The sequence below is a fragment of the Rodentibacter trehalosifermentans genome (assembly GCF_002000545.1).
Taxonomy (GTDB): domain Bacteria; phylum Pseudomonadota; class Gammaproteobacteria; order Enterobacterales; family Pasteurellaceae; genus Rodentibacter; species Rodentibacter trehalosifermentans.
In genome coordinates, this window is sequence record NZ_MLHL01000025.1 from 1 (window position 1) to 16,529 (window position 16,529).

The following is a 16,529-nucleotide window of genomic DNA, read 5'->3' on the forward strand; positions in this document are numbered from 1 at the left end:
AAGTGCGGTCGATAAAAATAGTGGTTTTTATCGACCGCACTTTTTCACACCAACATTTTTTCGCACCAGTATTTTTTATTTGCCTTACGCTACAATTAGATACTATTACTCACCTAAAAATTTTTAGTTTTCTAAAGAAATATGAACTAATGCACAAAATCATAGTCTGATAGGTTGCTAGTGCACTGCATAAGGCAGTTTTTTAAATTTCTTATTTTAAGACCTCCTCCGCTATTCTAATGAATAGCGTTTTTTTTCTCTTCAATATTTATCCCCAGTTACTCACTTTAAAGTGCGGTCGAATTTCGCCCGATTTTATCAAAGCTGTTGATAAACTCTCATCGCATAGGCATCAGACATACTCGCAATATAATCACAAATGACACGTTTTTTCTGTTCGTTCGGTGCATTTTGCCATTCTTCGGCAGTATGGCGTGGTAAAAGGCGAATCGGATCGGATTCGAAAATTTGGAACATTTCCGTCAACATTCTTTGCCCTTTGTATTCGATTCTTTGTGTATCAACGCTACGGATCACATATTGCCAAACGAATTTTTTAAACACATCAAGTGCCATCACCACAGGCCCCGGTAATTCTGCGTTATAACGTAACAAAGGTTCATCAAAATTCTCGGTGAGCGTCCAATGCACATTAGTAATAAAAAAATTGACTAAGGCGCCAATGGCATTTTTCCGCTCAAAATGTTTATCAGAAAAAAGCCCTTGGCTAATCTGTTGGATATTTTCTTGTAACCATGGATAAGGAATTTCCGCTAATGCGCTATAGGCTTCTTCCCACTGATGTTGATTCACCATTTTAGTCACAATGGCATCTTCTAAATCATGCACGGCATAAGCAATATCATCGGCTAATTCCATAATGCTGCAATCGAGGGATTTAAAACGGGTTTTCAAAAACGCCGCAGAATTTGACCGCTCTTTTTGTACTGAGGTAAACAACGAGCAATCATGTTCGGAAAGTGGCTGTAAAAGCCAATGAAACATCCCCAAATCATCACGGAATATCCCTTTCCCTGGTTTCCAATCGCTCAGTTTGACATAACGGGCATCCACTTGGGTGAGACGAGGTAAATCCGCATATTGTGGCGATGCACTATCTAAAATGGTTGGGTATTTAATCACGCCAAGTAATGTACGGCGCGTTAAATTCATTCCTGCATTTTCTGTATAAGGTTCAAGTTTTGTCAGAATACGAAAGGTTTGTGCATTACCTTCAAAGCCCCCTTGCTGATGCATCATAAAATTCAACGCCACTTCCCCACCATGTCCAAAAGGAGGATGACCAATATCGTGGGCAAAACAAAGGCTTTCAATTAAATCATTACTTGGTAGCAAGCCTTTGAGTTGTTTTTGCAGTTCGGTTTGTTCCCAATTTACTTGTTCGGATAAGTGGCTGAATGCCTCAAGGTATTTTAATTGTGATACCAAACTACTGCCAATTTGTGCCACTTCTAAGGAATGGGTTAAACGGGTTCGATAAAAGTCATTTTCACCAATAGCATGAATTTGGGTTTTGGCTTGTAAGCAACGAAATGCGGCAGAATGTAAAATTCGACCACGATCTCGACGAAATGGCGGACGATGATCTTTTTCGCGGGGTAAATCAGGAATAAATCGTTCTGTCCAATAAGGAGATAGGCTATTTTTCATCAAGTTTATACCAATAAATAAATCATTTTAAACACCAAAGGGGCAAGGATAGCACTGATAATGCCACAAAGTACTAAAGAAATCGAACTATAGCTCCCCGCTTTGGGATGAATTTCCATACAGCTTACCGTACCTAATGCGTGAGATACTGCGCCGACGGATAAACCTATCGCTTCTTGATGACGTAACCCGATTTTTTTCAATATGACATAACCAAAGACCGAACCTTGTAAACCTGCAAGCACCACCCCAACTGCGGTGACGGCAGGAATACCGCCTAAATGGGCAGAGACTTCCATTGCAATTGGTGTCGTAATCGATTTCGGTAATACTGTTGCCACCATATCCGGTGTTGCCCCTAAAATTAATGCAAGAACCGCACCGGTAAACATTGAAAAAACAGAAGCAAGGACGACAACCGTGAGAATAATACGCCACTGTCTGGCAATTTGTCTGAGTTGTTCATAAAGGGGTAAAGCAAGCGCGACAATACTTAGGCTCAATAAATGATTAATGGGCGCATTACCTTGCATATAGTCATCATAAGGAATTTTTCCCATCACCAAAATCGCCACTAAAATCAACACAGTAAGAATAAATGAGTTGAAAATAATGGATTTCCAACGCTTATTAATCTGTAGGGCAAGCCAAAATCCGAAAATGGTTAAAAAGGTATAAAGATAAAGCGTGTAATTCATCATTTTCCTCTACTGCATTAGGTTCTTTTCTTGTATAGCACGCTTGGCTAAGACTTTTTTGCGTTTATGACGAAAGGATTGGCGTTCAAACAGGCTATTTGCCAGCATACCGATCAAAACAAGCGTAACACAACTACTGATCACATTCGGAATAATCAAAATGCTCATTTTCTCCCATAATAAATCGGAATATTTAATAATCCCCACACTCACAGGAACAAACAACACCGCCATATAACGAATTAACAAACTGGCGCCTAAATAAATCCATTCCAAACGGATAATTTTTGTCGTCAAACCAACAAAAAGGAGCAATAATCCCCAAATACTGCCGGGTACGCCAATGGGAATAAAATGGGCGATTTGATTGCCGAGATAAAGCATCATATAGAGAATCAATAAGGAACGGAGCAAAAGAAACGGCTTGGATAACATCTTCTTCCTTTTCAACTTTTCCAATAAAATTTAAAAAATATTTTACGCCTATAGCCTCATCTTCTGCTACCCTTTTTCTTGAAAAACACAGGAATTCATGCGTTTGATCAAAATCCATAGGCTATAGTTTATTTACGCAGTAATTTGCTACAATAACCAACGGTCTTTTTAATAAAACATTGAATACGCATTTGCCCCAATGCAGGGCTTATTTTTAACACTATGATAAAAAATATCATCATTTTAATTTCACTACTTTTTTTAACCGCACTTTCCGCCCATTCCCGCCCTCTCAAGACTTGTCTTGTGGTAGCAATCAGTGATGGCGATACCATCACTTGCCTGATGAGGGGAAATAAGCCCGTCAAAGTGCGTTTGGCAGACATTGATGCGCCGGAACGCCATCAGCCTTTTGGAAAGAAAGCCAAACAGCGTCTTTCTGCCTTCATTTACAAACAGAGAGTGAGTTTAAAAATAACGGGCCAAGATCGCTATAAACGGACACTGGCAACGGTGTATTACAATGGGAAAAACATTAATCTTGAAATGGTAAAATCCGGTATGGCTTGGGCATATCACCATGCTCTGAACCACAGCATATATTTACAGGCACAACAAACAGCAAAAACAAAGCGATTAGGGTTATGGGCTGATCGTTTCCCGACGCCCCCCTATCAATGGCGAAAACAGGAGAGAAAATATGGCTTTTGATTATCAATTATTTAAAGCTCATTTTCCTTATTTTAAAACCCCAAATGCCAGCGTCTATTTAGATAACGCGGCTACCGCATTAAAACCCAATGTGTTAATTGAGCGCACAGCCGAATTTTATGCCTCGGCGGGCTCTGTTCACCGTAGCCAATATGATGCTCAACAAACCGCCCAATATGAAAAGACTCGCACACAAGTAAAAAGTCTTATTAATGCAGAAGATGAAAAAGCGGTGATTTGGACTTCTGGCACCACCCATGCCATTAATTTAGTAGCAAATGGGTTATTACCCCATTTGAAACCCGGCGATGAAATCCTAATAAGCCAAGCGGATCATCATGCGAATTTTGTGACTTGGTATGAAACTGCCAAAAAATGTGGGGCCAAAGTTCGAATTTTGCCGATGTTGGATAATTGGCTCATTGATGAGAGTGCACTAAAAAATGCCTTAAATGAACGCACAAAGTTAGTCGCCTTAAATTTTGTCTCCAATGTCACCGGCACAGAACAGCCTGTTAAACGCCTAATTCAAACTGTCCGTCAAAACAGCAATGCCCTTGTTTTAGTCGATGCCGCCCAAGCCATTAGCCATATAAAAATTGATGTGCAAGATTTAGATGTGGATTTTCTCGCTTTTTCCGCCCATAAACTTTATGGCCCAAACGGGCTTGGCGTTTTAAGCGGGAAACTGACCGCACTTTCAAGGCTACAACCGCTCTTTTTTGGCGGGAAAATGGTAGATCGCGTATCCCTTGAGGCCATCACCTTTGCCGATCTGCCCTATCGCCTTGAAGCCGGCACGCCGAATATTGCCGGTGTCATTGGTTTTAATGCAGTATTAGATTGGTTAACACAATGGGATAGTATTTCTGCCGAACAACACGCCATCGCCTTGGCGGAATCCGTCAAAGTGCGGTTAAAAAATGAAACAAATTGCCGATTATTTAACTCTCCCCAACCAAGCAGCATAGTGTGTTTTGTCTTTAACGGCATTGACAGCTCGGATCTTGCGACCTTATTAAGCGAACAACATATCGCTTTGCGTGTAGGGGAACATTGCGCGCAACCCTATTTGGCAAGACTTGGTGAAAGAACAACCCTCCGTCTTTCTTTCGCCCCTTACAATACACCGGAAGATGTGGCACAATTCTTCGCCGCATTAGACAAAGCCTTGGAACTTTTACAATGATAGAACAATTAAAACAGGCAAAAAACTGGGAAGAACGCTACCGTTTGATTATTCAGGCAGGCAAAAATTTACCTCGTCCCGCTGATGATGAGCTCACCAATATGCAACCCATTAGCGGTTGTGAAGCACAGTTATGGTTTCAAATTATCCCGCAAAATGACCGCACTTTTCAGTTCAAAGCATTCAGCGAAGCCCGCATTATGAACGGTTTACTTTGGCTTTTACTGGAAAAGATCAATGGCAAAAACACCGAAGAATTAAGCCAATTTGATCTCAGCGCATTTTTCACCGAACTGGGCATTGCGCAACGATTAAGCGAAACCCGCTTAAATGGCTTAAATCAAATCGCACAACAGTTAAAACAGCAATGTATTTGATCGAAACTTTCTTCAAATTGACCACACTTGAAAACGACATAGCCGTGCAAAGCCGTTTACTCAATGCAGTGATCGACCAATGGCGTTATAACGGGCAAATTATCGGGCGTGAAATTCCGCTCTATTTGGCGGAAGAAAACAGGCAACAAGGCTTTGCTATGCGTGTCATTTGCCCGGAACAAGACAGCCTTTTACCCCAATATAATAATCAGGAAGTCAATGATGCACTTGCAAATGCCCAAAAGTGCGGTCTGATTTTTGAGGGGTTTCAAATCATCGGTGATGATCTCAACAGTGATTACACCACAAAAAATACTCACCCTGAATGGCAGCTGCTTTATACTACCCATTTGCAAAGTTGCTCTCCCCTCCACAGTGGTGAAGATTTTTCCCCTATTCCCCTTTATAAACAACTAAAAACCCAACCACACTTAAGCCAAGATGTGATGAAATGGCAGGAAAACTGGCAAGCCTGCGATCAGCTTCAAATGAATGGTGCGATATTAGAACAGCATGCCTTAAATGAAATTGCACATCATCAAAGCACATTAACGAAACACGGGCGCTATTTAGCAAAAGAAATCGAAAAAATCAGCCAAATTCCCACCTATTATTACCTCTATCGAGTGGGCGGCAAATCCCTTGAAGCGGAGCAACAACGCCGCTGCCCTGAATGTGGTAGCAATTGGGCATTAAAGACACCGCTTTTTGAGATCTTTCATTTTAAATGCGATCAATGTCGCTTAATCTCAAATATTTCGTGGAATTTTTTATAAACAGGAAAAGGAATAATGCACAAAGACTACGACTTAACATCGCTAAAACTTGGACAAAAAACCGACTATGCCTGCGAATATGACCGCACGTTATTACAGGCTGTCCCCCGTGCGTTAAATCGAGATGACTTAGGCATCAGCCAAGTTCAACCTTTCACCATTGGGGCGGATATTTGGACAGCCTATGAAATTTCTTGGTTAAATAAAAAAGGCATACCACAGGTGGCAATAGCGGATATTTATTTGGATCACCAAAGCCAATATTTAATTGAATCGAAAAGTTTTAAACTCTATTTGAACAGCTTCAATCAAAGTAAATTTGATGATTTCGACCAAGTGGCGCAAATAATGCGACGGGATTTAGCCCAATGCGCCCAAGGAGATGTGAAAGTGCGGTTAAATTCCCTTGAGTTTTACGATTTGCAAAAAATTGAAAGGTTACAAGGCGAATGTATTGATGCACAGGATATTGAAATTACCGACTATCAATTTAATGCGAATTGGTTAAAAAATTGCATATCCGATGAGATTGTCGAAGAATATTTAGTTAGCCATTTATTAAAATCAAATTGTTTAATTACCAATCAACCGGACTGGGGTTCACTTCAAATCCACTATATCGGACAAAAAATTGATCGGGAAAAATTATTACGTTATGTGGTTTCTTTCCGACAGCATAATGAATTTCACGAGCAGTGTGTCGAACGCATTTTTTGCGATTTAATGCATTGTGCCAAGCCCGAAAAACTCACGGTTTATGCACGCTATACCCGCCGTGGCGGCTTGGATATCAACCCTTTCCGTTCCAACTTTGAAACACTACCGGAAAATTTACGTTTAGCCAGACAATAAAAGGATAATTATGTCGAATATTCATTTTATCAACCCGAAAGGCAGCATGGCGCTGCTTTCCCATCTGGAAGTAGAATGCCTGACCAAAACCGCACAATCGGAACTCTACCAACTCTATCGAAACTGTTCCCTTGCCGTGCTCAATTCCGGTGCGATCACCGATGATAGCCGTGCACTTCTACAACAATATCGTGATTTTGATATTCATCTTGTGGCGCGCGAACGGGGGGTGGCTTTAGAACTGCATAACCCACCGGAGCGTGCCTTTGTCGATGATAAAATGATTGCCAATATTCAATATCATCTTTTTGCCGTATTGCGGGATATTTTATTTGTCAATGTGTTACATCAAGGCAAGGCAGCACAAGACAGCAAACAAATCACCAATCAAGTCTTCTCTATTTTACGCAACGCCAAGGCATTGATTGTGGGCGAACAACCCAATTTAGTTGTCTGCTGGGGCGGTCATTCAATCAGTGAAATCGAATACCAATATTGCCGCCAAGTGGGATTAGAATTGGGCTTGCGAGAGATGAATATCATCACCGGTTGTGGCACGGGGGTGATGGAAGCCCCAATGAAAGGGGCGGCCATTGGACATGCCAACCAACGCTATAAAAATAGCCGTTTTGTGGGGATTACCGAACCTTCGATCATCGCCTCAGAACCCCCTAACCCAATAGTCAATGAACTGATTATTATGCCGGATATTGAAAAACGCCTTGAGGCGTTTGTACGAATGGGGCACGGTATTTTGATTTTTCCGGGTGGCCCCGGTACATTTGAGGAATTGCTCTATATACTTGGTGTGAAGCTTAATCCGGAAAATAAAGCCCAGCATTTACCGGTGATTCTAACCGGCCCAAAAGAAAGTACCGACTATTTTGCGACGATCGATTGCTTTATTGGCGAAGTCCTTGGCGAGGAAGCGCAAAAACTGTATAGCATTGTGATTGATGATCCGGTGACAGTGGCACGCCATATGAAAAAAGCCATGGAAGAAGTGAAAATTCAACGTCGTCAAACCAATGATGCTTACGGCTTTAACTGGTCGCTAAAAATTGATCCTCGTTTTCAACAGCCTTTTGAGCCAACCCACGAAAATATGGCAAATTTAGCCTTGCATTTTGACCAATCCCAAATGGATTTAACCGCCAACCTACGCCAAGTGTTTTCCGGCATTGTCGCCGGCAATATCAAACCCCAAGCACAGGACGATATTGCCAAACTCGGTAAATTTAAACTCAAAGGCGACCGCACTTTAATGGAAAAAGTGGACATCGTCTTGCAAGATTTCATCCAACAACACCGAATGAAACTCCCTACCGGCAAAGCCTATGAGCCTTGTTATGAGATTGTGAAGTAAAATACCGTGAGGATGGGTAAAGTGAATTCGGTAAATCTCATTATGTAGAAACATTGCTAGATTAACGGCTTAAATAACAAGGCGTTTTTCAATATACGCCTTTAATTTCACTTTTTCTTCCTCACTGAGAAAAGCGGCACGGATGGCGTTTTCAAGCAATTGTTGTGCCTCTGTTTCGTTTAATTGGTATTCTCGTGCCAATAACTCAAATTCTTGTTGAATATGGGTTTGAGAAACGGTCATATTGTCGGTGTTTAGGGTGGCGATGATGTCCTTCATTAAAAAGGTTCGCAGCGGGTAATTGTTCAATTGGTCGATGGCTTTGGTTTGCAAATTGCTGCAAGGGCACATTTCTACAGCAATATAGCGATGGGCTAAAGATTGCATAACCGCTTCTGATTCCGCCGCACGAATACCATGCCCGATTCGGCTTGCACCAAGGTCTATGGCTTGTTGAACATTTCCTGCCCCTGCAGCTTCACCGGCGTGAATAGTAAAAGGCACATTTAATGATTTTGCCAGCTCAAATTCCTTTTTAAAATCAATGGTTGGATAACCGGCTTCCGGGCCGGCTAAATCCACGGCGACCACTCCGGTTTTTCCTGTTGAAAGGTATTTTTTCGCCATTTTTACGGTTTCTAAATTCCCTTCTTGCGAACCAATACCGCGCAAACAGCACAAAATTAAATTGGCTTTAAATAATCGGCTTTCCGTTAATCCCTCTTGCAAACCCGATAGAGCTGCTTCTACGACTTGTGATTGAGTTAAACCTTTTTACGTGTGAAGTTGTGGGGCAAAACGAATTTCAACATAGGCCAACCCTTGTTGATCTAGGCGTTTTAATAAATCAGACACCGCAGAACTGATGGCTTCTGTGCTTTGCAATAAAGAAACGGGAATCTCAAAGCAACTGAGGTATTGATTAAGATCTGTGCAATCTTGCGGAACGGAAACCAAAGAAAGAAGTTGTTCAATATTTTGGGTAGGCAATGGGATATTTTGTTTTTCCGCCCATTCAACCATTCATTCGGGGGAAAGTGAACCGTCTAGGTGAAGGTGTAAATCAATCAGACCATATTTCGCAACATTTTTCATTGTTATTCTCAATCATTATGTTAGAAAAAAATTGCGAGGCATTTTAATCTTAAAAGAAAAGAAGAACAAGAAAGAGCTGTTAATACAGCCCTCTTATTGCTACTTCACTTCTCTAAATAAAATCTCGCTTGGAATGACCGATCCTTGCCAATAAAGTTCGGTGGAAATTTTCTCTGCCAATTGTAGGAAAGCTTGTGCGATTTCACTTTCCGGAGCGGCCACCACAGTTGGGTTGCCAGCATCTAAATCTTCACGGATACGAAGATGTAACGGCAACTGTGCTAATACTTTCACCTTGTATTTTTCCGCCATTTTTTCAGCCCCACCGGTGCCAAAAATGGCTTCGTGATGCCCACATTGGCTACAAATATGCATCGACATATTTTCTACAATGCCTAGTACCGGTACAGATACCCGTTCAAACATAGATACCCCTTTTACCGCATCAAGCAAGGCTATATCTTGCGGTGTGGTCACCACCACCGCACCGGTAACAGGAATTTGTTGTGACAGGGTAAGTTGAATATCTCCCGTGCCGGGCGGCATATCAATAACCAAATAATCCAAGCTATCCCATAGGGTTTCATTGAGTAGTTGGCTTAATGCACTGCTTGCCATTGGACCACGCCAAATAGTGGCACTGTCTTCATCCATTAAAAAACCAATAGAGTTTGCCGATAAACCGTGCGCTTTAATGGGGGTGATATGTTGATTATCCGGAGATGTTGGGCGTTGATGAGGAACGCCAAGCATATGAGGGATCGATGGACCGTAAATATCCGCATCTAAAATACCCACTCTCGCTCCTTGAGCTTGTAATGCTAAGGCTAAATTCACCGAAACACTGGATTTTCCCACGCCACCTTTACCGGAGGTTACCGCAATAATATTCTTCACCCCTTTTACAGCAGGCTGATTATTCGCTCGTTTTAGGGTGGCAATTTGATAATTCACCTCCCATTTGATCGTTTTGCACTCTGAGATTTTTAATAGTTCTTCAGAAATGGCTTGTTTAAGCTGTGCTACACCACTATTCCATGCAAAGGGAAGTTGTAATTCAATGCGTAATGTTTCGCCCCCTTTTTCGACTTTTTTTAGGGCATTGAGTGAAAGAAGATCTTTTTGTAAATGAGGATGTTGAAATTGCTGAAAAACTTGTTGAAGCTGGGTTTGCTGTGTTGACGTCAGATTGTCGGAAAAATAGATTGTCATAAAATATCCTGTTTAAAAATACAAAATCGACTAAATAAGTCGGGATATTTAATCACGGAAAGTGCGGTCTGTTAAGCTAAAGTTTTTCAAGCTAGAAAAAATACCCTTTCTCAGGTAAGATAACGGCAATTTTTTTGTGTAATAAAAGAGAACAACAATGACAACTCAACCCCGTAAAATGTTAGTCACTTGCGCCCTCCCTTACGCTAATGGTGCAATTCATTTAGGCCATATGCTCGAGCATATTCAAGCGGATATTTGGGTGCGTTTTCAACGTATGCGTGGCAATAAGATTTATTTCGTGTGTGCTGATGATGCCCATGGTACGCCAATTATGCTCAATGCCGATAAATTAGGCATGACACCGGAAGAATTGATCGCTAAAGCGAAAGCGGATCATATTCGTGATTTTGCCGGTTTTAATATCAGTTTTGATAACTATCACTCCACTCATAGTGAAGAAAATAAACAAATCACCGCAGAAATTTATAACAAATTAAAATCAAAGGGTTTCATCAAAAGCAAAGTGATTGAACAACTTTATGATCCGGAAAAAAAGATGTTTTTGCCGGATCGTTTTGTGAAAGGAACTTGCCCGAAATGTAAAGCAGAAGATCAATATGGCGATAACTGTGAAGTCTGTGCTTCCACTTATAGTCCAATGGATTTAATTAACCCTCGTTCTGCAATATCCGGTGCGACACCGATTGTGAAAGAATCTGAACACTTTTTCTTTGATTTGCCGGCATTTGAAAGCATGTTGAAAGAATGGACAAATTCGGGTTCTCTTCAAGCGGAAATCGCCAACAAAATGCAAGAATGGTTTGAAAGCGGTTTACAACAATGGGATATTTCTCGTGATGCGCCGTATTTTGGTTTTGAAATTCCGGGAGCAAAAGATAAATTCTTCTATGTATGGTTGGATGCACCAATTGGTTATATGGCATCGTTCAAAAATCTTTGTGATCGTGAAGGCATTGATTTTAATGCATTTTGGGCAGAAAACAGCGAGACAGAACTTTATCATTTTATTGGAAAAGATATCGTCTATTTCCACAGTCTATTTTGGCCAGCCATGCTAGAAGGCAGTGGCTATCGTAAACCAACAAATGTATTTGCCCATGGTTATGTCACTGTCGATGGGGCGAAAATGTCAAAATCCCGTGGCACGTTCATTCAAGCCAGCACCTATTTGAACCACATTGATCCTGAGTGCTTGCGTTATTACTATGCGGCAAAAATCAATAATCGCATTGAAGATTTAGATTTTAATTTAGAGGATTTCGTTCAACGGGTAAACACGGATATCGTTAACAAATTAGTGAATTTAGCCTCTCGTAATGCGAGTTTTATCGCAAAACGTTTTAACGGAAAATTAGCCGATAAATTGGAAGATGAGGCATTATTTACCGAGTTTACTGCACGAACTGAACAAATCGCCACCTATTATGAAACCCGCGAATTTAATAAAGCGATCCGTGAAATTATGGCCTTGGCAGATAAAGCCAATAAATACATTGATGATAAAGCCCCTTGGGTGATTGCCAAAGAGGAAGGTAAAGAAGCCGAGCTACAAGCGGTTTGCTCCATGGGCATTGAACTCTTCCGTATTTTAATGACCTACTTAAAACCGGTATTACCCAAACTGGCTGAACGCTCAGAAGCGTTCTTGCAAAGTGAATTAGCTTGGGACAATCTCGCTCAACCGTTACTGGGTCATACCCTTTCACCGTTCAAAGCCCTGTTCTCCCGTTTAGAGAAAAAACAAATTGATGCGGTAATTAATGAAACCAAAGCCTTGTTTGCACAAAGCAATCAGACTGCGGAAAAAACAGCATCAAAATCGACCGCACTTTCTCATATCGAACCGATTGCTGAAACGATCACCATTGATGATTTTGCAAAATTAGATATGCGGGTTGCCAAAGTGTTGAAATGCGAAGCCGTGCCGGAATCTAATAAACTTTTACGTTTTGAATTGGATCTTGGTGATCATACCCGCCAAGTTTTCTCAGGCATTAAAGCGGCTTATAACAAACCGGAAGAATTAGAAGGTCGGTTTGTGATTATGGTGGCAAATCTTGCGCCAAGAAAAATGAAATTCGGTATATCGGAAGGCATGATTCTTTCTGCCGGCACAGGTGGTAGTGATTTATTCTTACTCTCTGCAGACAGTGGTGTCACAGCCGGCATGCAGGTAAAATAATTCATTCAATACAAATTAGGCGGCATTGACCGCCTTTTTCTTTCTCAAAAATTTATTCAATATCATACAATTCCCTCTTGACCTTAACCTAAGGTTAAGCCTTATCCTTGCCACCGATTCAATATTTAGCGGAGAAAATGATGATGCAACGGAGAAAATTTCTAAAACACAGCGCACTTTTTATTGCAATGGCAGCGACACCGATAAAATGGGTTTGGGCGAAAGAAAAACAAGCCATATTGCCTATTCCAACACTATTGGAAGCCGATAAAGGGGAAATTCACTTATCGGTGGAACAAGGCACTAGCCAATTCGGGCAACATAAAACCGCAACTTGGGGCTACAATGGTAGCTTGCTAGGACCGGCAATTCGGGTAAAATCAGGACAAGAAGTGCGGGTAAATATTCAAAATAATTTACCGGAAGAAACAACCGTACATTGGCATGGATTGGAAATTCCGGGTGACGTTGACGGCGGCCCACAGGCAATTATTAAACCGGCACAACAATATCAGGCGAAATTTACCGTTAATCAACGGGCATCTACCTGTTGGTTTCACCCCCACCCCCATCGCAGAACGGGCTACCAGGTGGCAATGGGATTAGCCGGTTTATTTTTGATTGAAGACGAATTAAGTTCAACATTACCGCTACCGAAACAATGGGGCGTCGATGATATTCCCGTCATCTTGCAAGATAAACGTTTTGATGAACAAGGTCAGATTGATTATAAAATTGATTTACTAACCGCAAGCCTTGGTTGGTTTGGCGATACCATGCTGACAAACGGAGTGCAATATCCGAAACATATCGCACCAAAAGGCTGGGTGCGTTTACGCTTACTTAACGGCTGTAATGCCCGTTCACTAAAAATAGCTACCGGTGATGAACGACCGATGTATGTTATCGCTAGTGACGGCGGATTTTTGAGTGAACCAATAAAAGTGAATGAATTGGAAATCCTTATGGGGGAACGTTTCGAAGTATTGATTGATTTGAGTGACGGTAAGTCCGTGGATTTAGTCAGTTTACCGGTGGATCAAATGGGTATGGGATTGCCTCCGTTCGATCAAAAACTCCCGCTATTAAGTTTGGAAACGACATTACAAAAAGGACAAGGCAATTTACCGACAACATTAGCGGCGTTACCGAAAGTAGAAATCCCGAAAGATATTGTGGTACGTCATTTCCAACTCACGATGGATCCGGAATTAGATCACCAAGGTATGCAATTATTTATGCAAAAATACGGTCATCAAGGTATGAATATGATGCATCATACGGATATGTCAAATCACGCTATGCCGGATCACTCAATGCCAATGTCGCAGGATATGCATATGCAACATATGAAACATGATGGTGATATGACGCATAAAAAGGAAACATTGGATATTTGGACGGCAAATCGCATTAACGGACAAAGTTTCCATCACCACCCAGTATTCAGTGCCAAACAAGGACAATATGAAAAATGGGTTATTTCCGGAGAAGGTGATATGATGCTGCACCCATTCCATATCCACGGCACGCAATTCCGTATTCTGACTGAAAATGGAAAACCACCTGCTGTTCACCGTCAAGGTTGGAAAGACACTGTCAGTGTGAATGGGAGTATCAGCGAAGTGCTGGTTAAATTTGATTATTTAGCCGGGGAACAAGCGCCTTATATGGCTCATTGTCATGTATTGGAACACGAAGATACCGGTATGATGTTGGCGTTTGCCGTTGAAAAATAATGGTAAATAAAGAGGATTTGTGGCAATTTTACCGATGCATAAGCAAAAAATAAAACACTCACAAACCCTAAGTAATTTATTGGAGAACCACAATGAAAAACGAATTAATCTGTTATAAACAAATGCCGATTTGGACAAAAGACAAACTGCCCCAAATGTTTCAAGAAAAGCATAACACTAAAGTCGGTACTTGGGGAAAAATCACCGTATTAAAAGGAAAACTAAAATTTTATGAATTAACCGAACAAGGCGATGTGATTGCAGAACATATTTTCACTGCGGAAACAGAAACACCTTTTGTCGAACCACAAGCTTGGCATCGAGTGGAAGCCTTAACAGAGGATTTAGAATGTACCCTTGGGTTTTATTGTAAAAAAGAAGATTACTTCAACAAAAAATACAATATGACAGCCACCCATTCTGAAGTAAAAAATGCGGTTAATATCATCAAACCGTGCAAAACCCTCGATCTCGGTTGTGGACAAGGACGAAATTCCCTTTTCTTAAGTTTACTTGGGTTTAATGTTACCGCTTGGGATCATAATGCCAATAGCCTAGCTTTCCTAAATGAAACCAAGGACAAAGAAAATCTCAACATCTCAACCGCACTTTATGATATTAACACTGCGAATATTCAGGAAAATTACGATTTTATTCTTTCTACTGTGGTATTTATGTTTTTAAACCGAGAACACATACCGGCAATTATTCACAATATGCAGGAACATACCAATATCGGTGGATACAATTTAATTGTTGCTGCGATGTCCACAGAGGATGTGCCTTGTCCGATGCCTTTTTCTTTCACCTTCCAAGAAAATGAATTGAAGAATTATTACCAAGGCTGGGAATTGATTAAATACAACGAAGAAATGGGCGAACTACACAAAACTGATGAAAACGGCAATCGCATTAAAATGAAATTTGTGACAATGTTAGCCAAAAAGAAATAATCCATTGCTGATAAAAGAAAAAACCGCATTTTGTGACAACAAAGTGCGGTTTTTTTGAGAAAATTTTTAATTATTCTTCGATAGAACGTAATAACTCGTTAATACCGACTTTACCGAGGGTTTTCGCATCCACTTTTTTCACGATCACCGCACAGTAAAGGCTATATTTACCACATTTTGACGGAAGGCTACCGGAAACCACCACCGATCCTGCCGGTACACGGCCGTAATGGATTTCACCGGTTTCACGATCATAAATTTTCGTGGATTGACCGATGAATACCCCCATTGAAATCACACAACCGTCTTCAACAATCACCCCTTCCACCACTTCAGAACGTGCGCCGATAAAGCAGTTGTCACCAATGATAGTTGGATTGGCTTGTAATGGTTCTAATACCCCTCCAATGCCGACACCACCAGATAAGTGAACGTTTTTACCGATTTGTGCGCAAGAACCTACTGTTGCCCAAGTATCGACCATCGTACCCTCGCCCACATAAGCCCCGATATTGACATAAGACGGCATTAACACACAGTTTTTCGAAATATAGGCGCCTTTACGCACGGTGGCAGATGGTACCACACGGAAGCCCTCTTGTTGGAAACGTTCTTCCGTGTAATCGGCAAATTTTAATGCCACTTTGTCGTAATATTTGGTTTCTGCCCCATCAATCATTTCGTTGTCATTGATACGGAATGAAAGCAATACCGCTTTTTTTAACCATTGGTGAGTAACCCACTCCCCATCAATTTTTTCTGCAACACGATATTTGCCGCTATCTAAACCTTCAATCACTTCTTCAATCGCAGCACGAGTTTCTGCATCCACCGTTTTTGGCGTAATTTCTGCACGTTTTTCAAAGGCGGACTCAATAATTGCTTGTAAATTTGACATGGTACTTCCTATTTCGTTAATGAATAAAACGGCGCTAGTTTTACCATATTTTTAATCCTCAAGCAAAAAACACCGAAAAAAATCACCGCACTTTGACAACCCAAAGTGCGGTGATAAGTGATAAGAAAAGCTATCTCGTTAATTTAATTAAAAGATAGCGAATGTTAAGCCAAATAGAAAAGCCATAACTAACGCCGCGGAAACCACCGCATAACCTAAATCACTCATTGTTTTCTCCTTAAATTGATGTTGAATCCCCGCCATTCTAACAAGAAAAAGAAAAAAAACGACCTTTTTTTAAAAAATTTTTGTTCTCCACTTAACTATTCTTAAACAATCCTTATAATGGGA

General features: G+C 41.0%; 14 protein-coding genes and 1 pseudogene. 9 read left to right on the forward strand and 6 right to left on the reverse strand.

Translation table 11 applies throughout. The annotated features are described in order from the left end of the window. Window positions 1-318 precede the first annotated feature (318 nt). The 3 genes from BKK52_RS05260 to BKK52_RS05270 are packed head-to-tail and all read right to left on the reverse strand — an operon-like array spanning window position 319 to window position 2,804. Window positions 319-1,671: an anti-phage deoxyguanosine triphosphatase gene (locus tag BKK52_RS05260; protein WP_077420546.1), complete on the reverse strand. Its 1,353-nt coding sequence runs from the start codon at window positions 1,669-1,671 to the stop codon at window positions 319-321. Window positions 1,672-1,676: 5 nt separating this feature from the next. Then, window positions 1,677-2,372: a CidB/LrgB family autolysis modulator gene (locus BKK52_RS05265; protein WP_077473963.1), complete on the reverse strand. Its 696-nt coding sequence runs from the start codon at window positions 2,370-2,372 to the stop codon at window positions 1,677-1,679. Window positions 2,373-2,378: 6 nt separating this feature from the next. After that, window positions 2,379-2,804, reverse strand: a complete 426-nt coding sequence (locus BKK52_RS05270) for a CidA/LrgA family protein (protein ID WP_077420550.1) — start codon at window positions 2,802-2,804, stop codon at window positions 2,379-2,381. A gap of 222 nt (window positions 2,805-3,026) precedes the next feature. On the opposite strand from BKK52_RS05270, the gene BKK52_RS05275 reads away from it, so the two are divergent. From BKK52_RS05275 to ppnN, 6 genes are read left to right on the forward strand one after another with little or no spacing between them, the layout of a single operon-like run. Beyond that, window positions 3,027-3,515, forward strand: a complete 489-nt coding sequence (locus BKK52_RS05275; RefSeq protein ID WP_077420552.1) for a thermonuclease family protein — start codon at window positions 3,027-3,029, stop codon at window positions 3,513-3,515. Next, window positions 3,505-4,704 carry a cysteine desulfurase gene (locus tag BKK52_RS05280; RefSeq protein ID WP_077420554.1) on the forward strand — a complete coding sequence of 400 codons (1,200 nt, stop codon included), beginning with the start codon at window positions 3,505-3,507 and terminating at the stop codon, window positions 4,702-4,704. Before BKK52_RS05275 ends, BKK52_RS05280 begins: the two co-directional genes overlap by 11 nt. Further along, the gene (locus BKK52_RS05285; RefSeq protein ID WP_077420556.1) at window positions 4,701-5,081 is read left to right on the forward strand and encodes a SufE family protein; all 381 of its coding nucleotides are present in this window, start codon (window positions 4,701-4,703) and stop codon (window positions 5,079-5,081) included. The genes BKK52_RS05280 and BKK52_RS05285 overlap by 4 nt, the downstream gene beginning before the upstream one ends. Then, complete coding sequence (locus tag BKK52_RS05290) at window positions 5,072-5,857, forward strand: Zn-ribbon-containing protein (protein WP_077420558.1); 786 nt, start codon at window positions 5,072-5,074, stop codon at window positions 5,855-5,857. The genes BKK52_RS05285 and BKK52_RS05290 overlap by 10 nt, the downstream gene beginning before the upstream one ends. Window positions 5,858-5,872: 15 nt before the next feature. Further along, window positions 5,873-6,709, forward strand: a complete 837-nt coding sequence (queF, locus tag BKK52_RS05295; protein WP_167367921.1) for an NADPH-dependent 7-cyano-7-deazaguanine reductase QueF — start codon at window positions 5,873-5,875, stop codon at window positions 6,707-6,709. 10 nt (window positions 6,710-6,719) lie between these two features. Beyond that, a complete protein-coding gene (gene ppnN / locus BKK52_RS05300) occupies window positions 6,720-8,075 on the forward strand; it encodes a nucleotide 5'-monophosphate nucleosidase PpnN (protein WP_077420562.1) in 1,356 nt (451 codons plus the stop codon). A gap of 69 nt (window positions 8,076-8,144) precedes the next feature. On the opposite strand, the pseudogene add reads toward ppnN, so the two are convergent. Further along, window positions 8,145-9,098, reverse strand: a pseudogene (add, locus tag BKK52_RS05305) (adenosine deaminase). A gap of 171 nt (window positions 9,099-9,269) precedes the next feature. After that, window positions 9,270-10,382 (reverse strand): iron-sulfur cluster carrier protein ApbC, encoded by a 1,113-nt coding sequence (apbC, locus tag BKK52_RS05310; protein ID WP_077417036.1) that lies wholly within the window; start codon window positions 10,380-10,382, stop codon window positions 9,270-9,272. Between the two features lie 157 nt (window positions 10,383-10,539). Between apbC and metG the strand changes: the two genes are divergently transcribed. The 3 genes from metG (at window position 10,540) to tehB (ending at window position 15,280) form a co-directional block, all read left to right on the forward strand. Continuing rightward, window positions 10,540-12,588: a methionine--tRNA ligase gene (metG, locus tag BKK52_RS05315; RefSeq protein ID WP_077478149.1), complete on the forward strand. Its 2,049-nt coding sequence runs from the start codon at window positions 10,540-10,542 to the stop codon at window positions 12,586-12,588. A gap of 137 nt (window positions 12,589-12,725) precedes the next feature. Next, window positions 12,726-14,327, forward strand: a complete 1,602-nt coding sequence (gene cueO / locus BKK52_RS05320; protein WP_208606146.1) for a multicopper oxidase CueO — start codon at window positions 12,726-12,728, stop codon at window positions 14,325-14,327. 92 nt (window positions 14,328-14,419) lie between these two features. After that, the gene (gene tehB, locus BKK52_RS05325) at window positions 14,420-15,280 is read left to right on the forward strand and encodes an SAM-dependent methyltransferase TehB (protein ID WP_077417040.1); all 861 of its coding nucleotides are present in this window, start codon (window positions 14,420-14,422) and stop codon (window positions 15,278-15,280) included. A gap of 70 nt (window positions 15,281-15,350) precedes the next feature. On the opposite strand, the gene dapD is transcribed toward tehB, so the two are convergent. Continuing rightward, on the reverse strand, window positions 15,351-16,178 hold the full coding sequence (dapD, locus tag BKK52_RS05330) for a 2,3,4,5-tetrahydropyridine-2,6-dicarboxylate N-succinyltransferase (RefSeq protein ID WP_077417042.1): 828 nt from the start codon (window positions 16,176-16,178) through the stop codon (window positions 15,351-15,353). Window positions 16,179-16,529 lie beyond the last annotated feature (351 nt).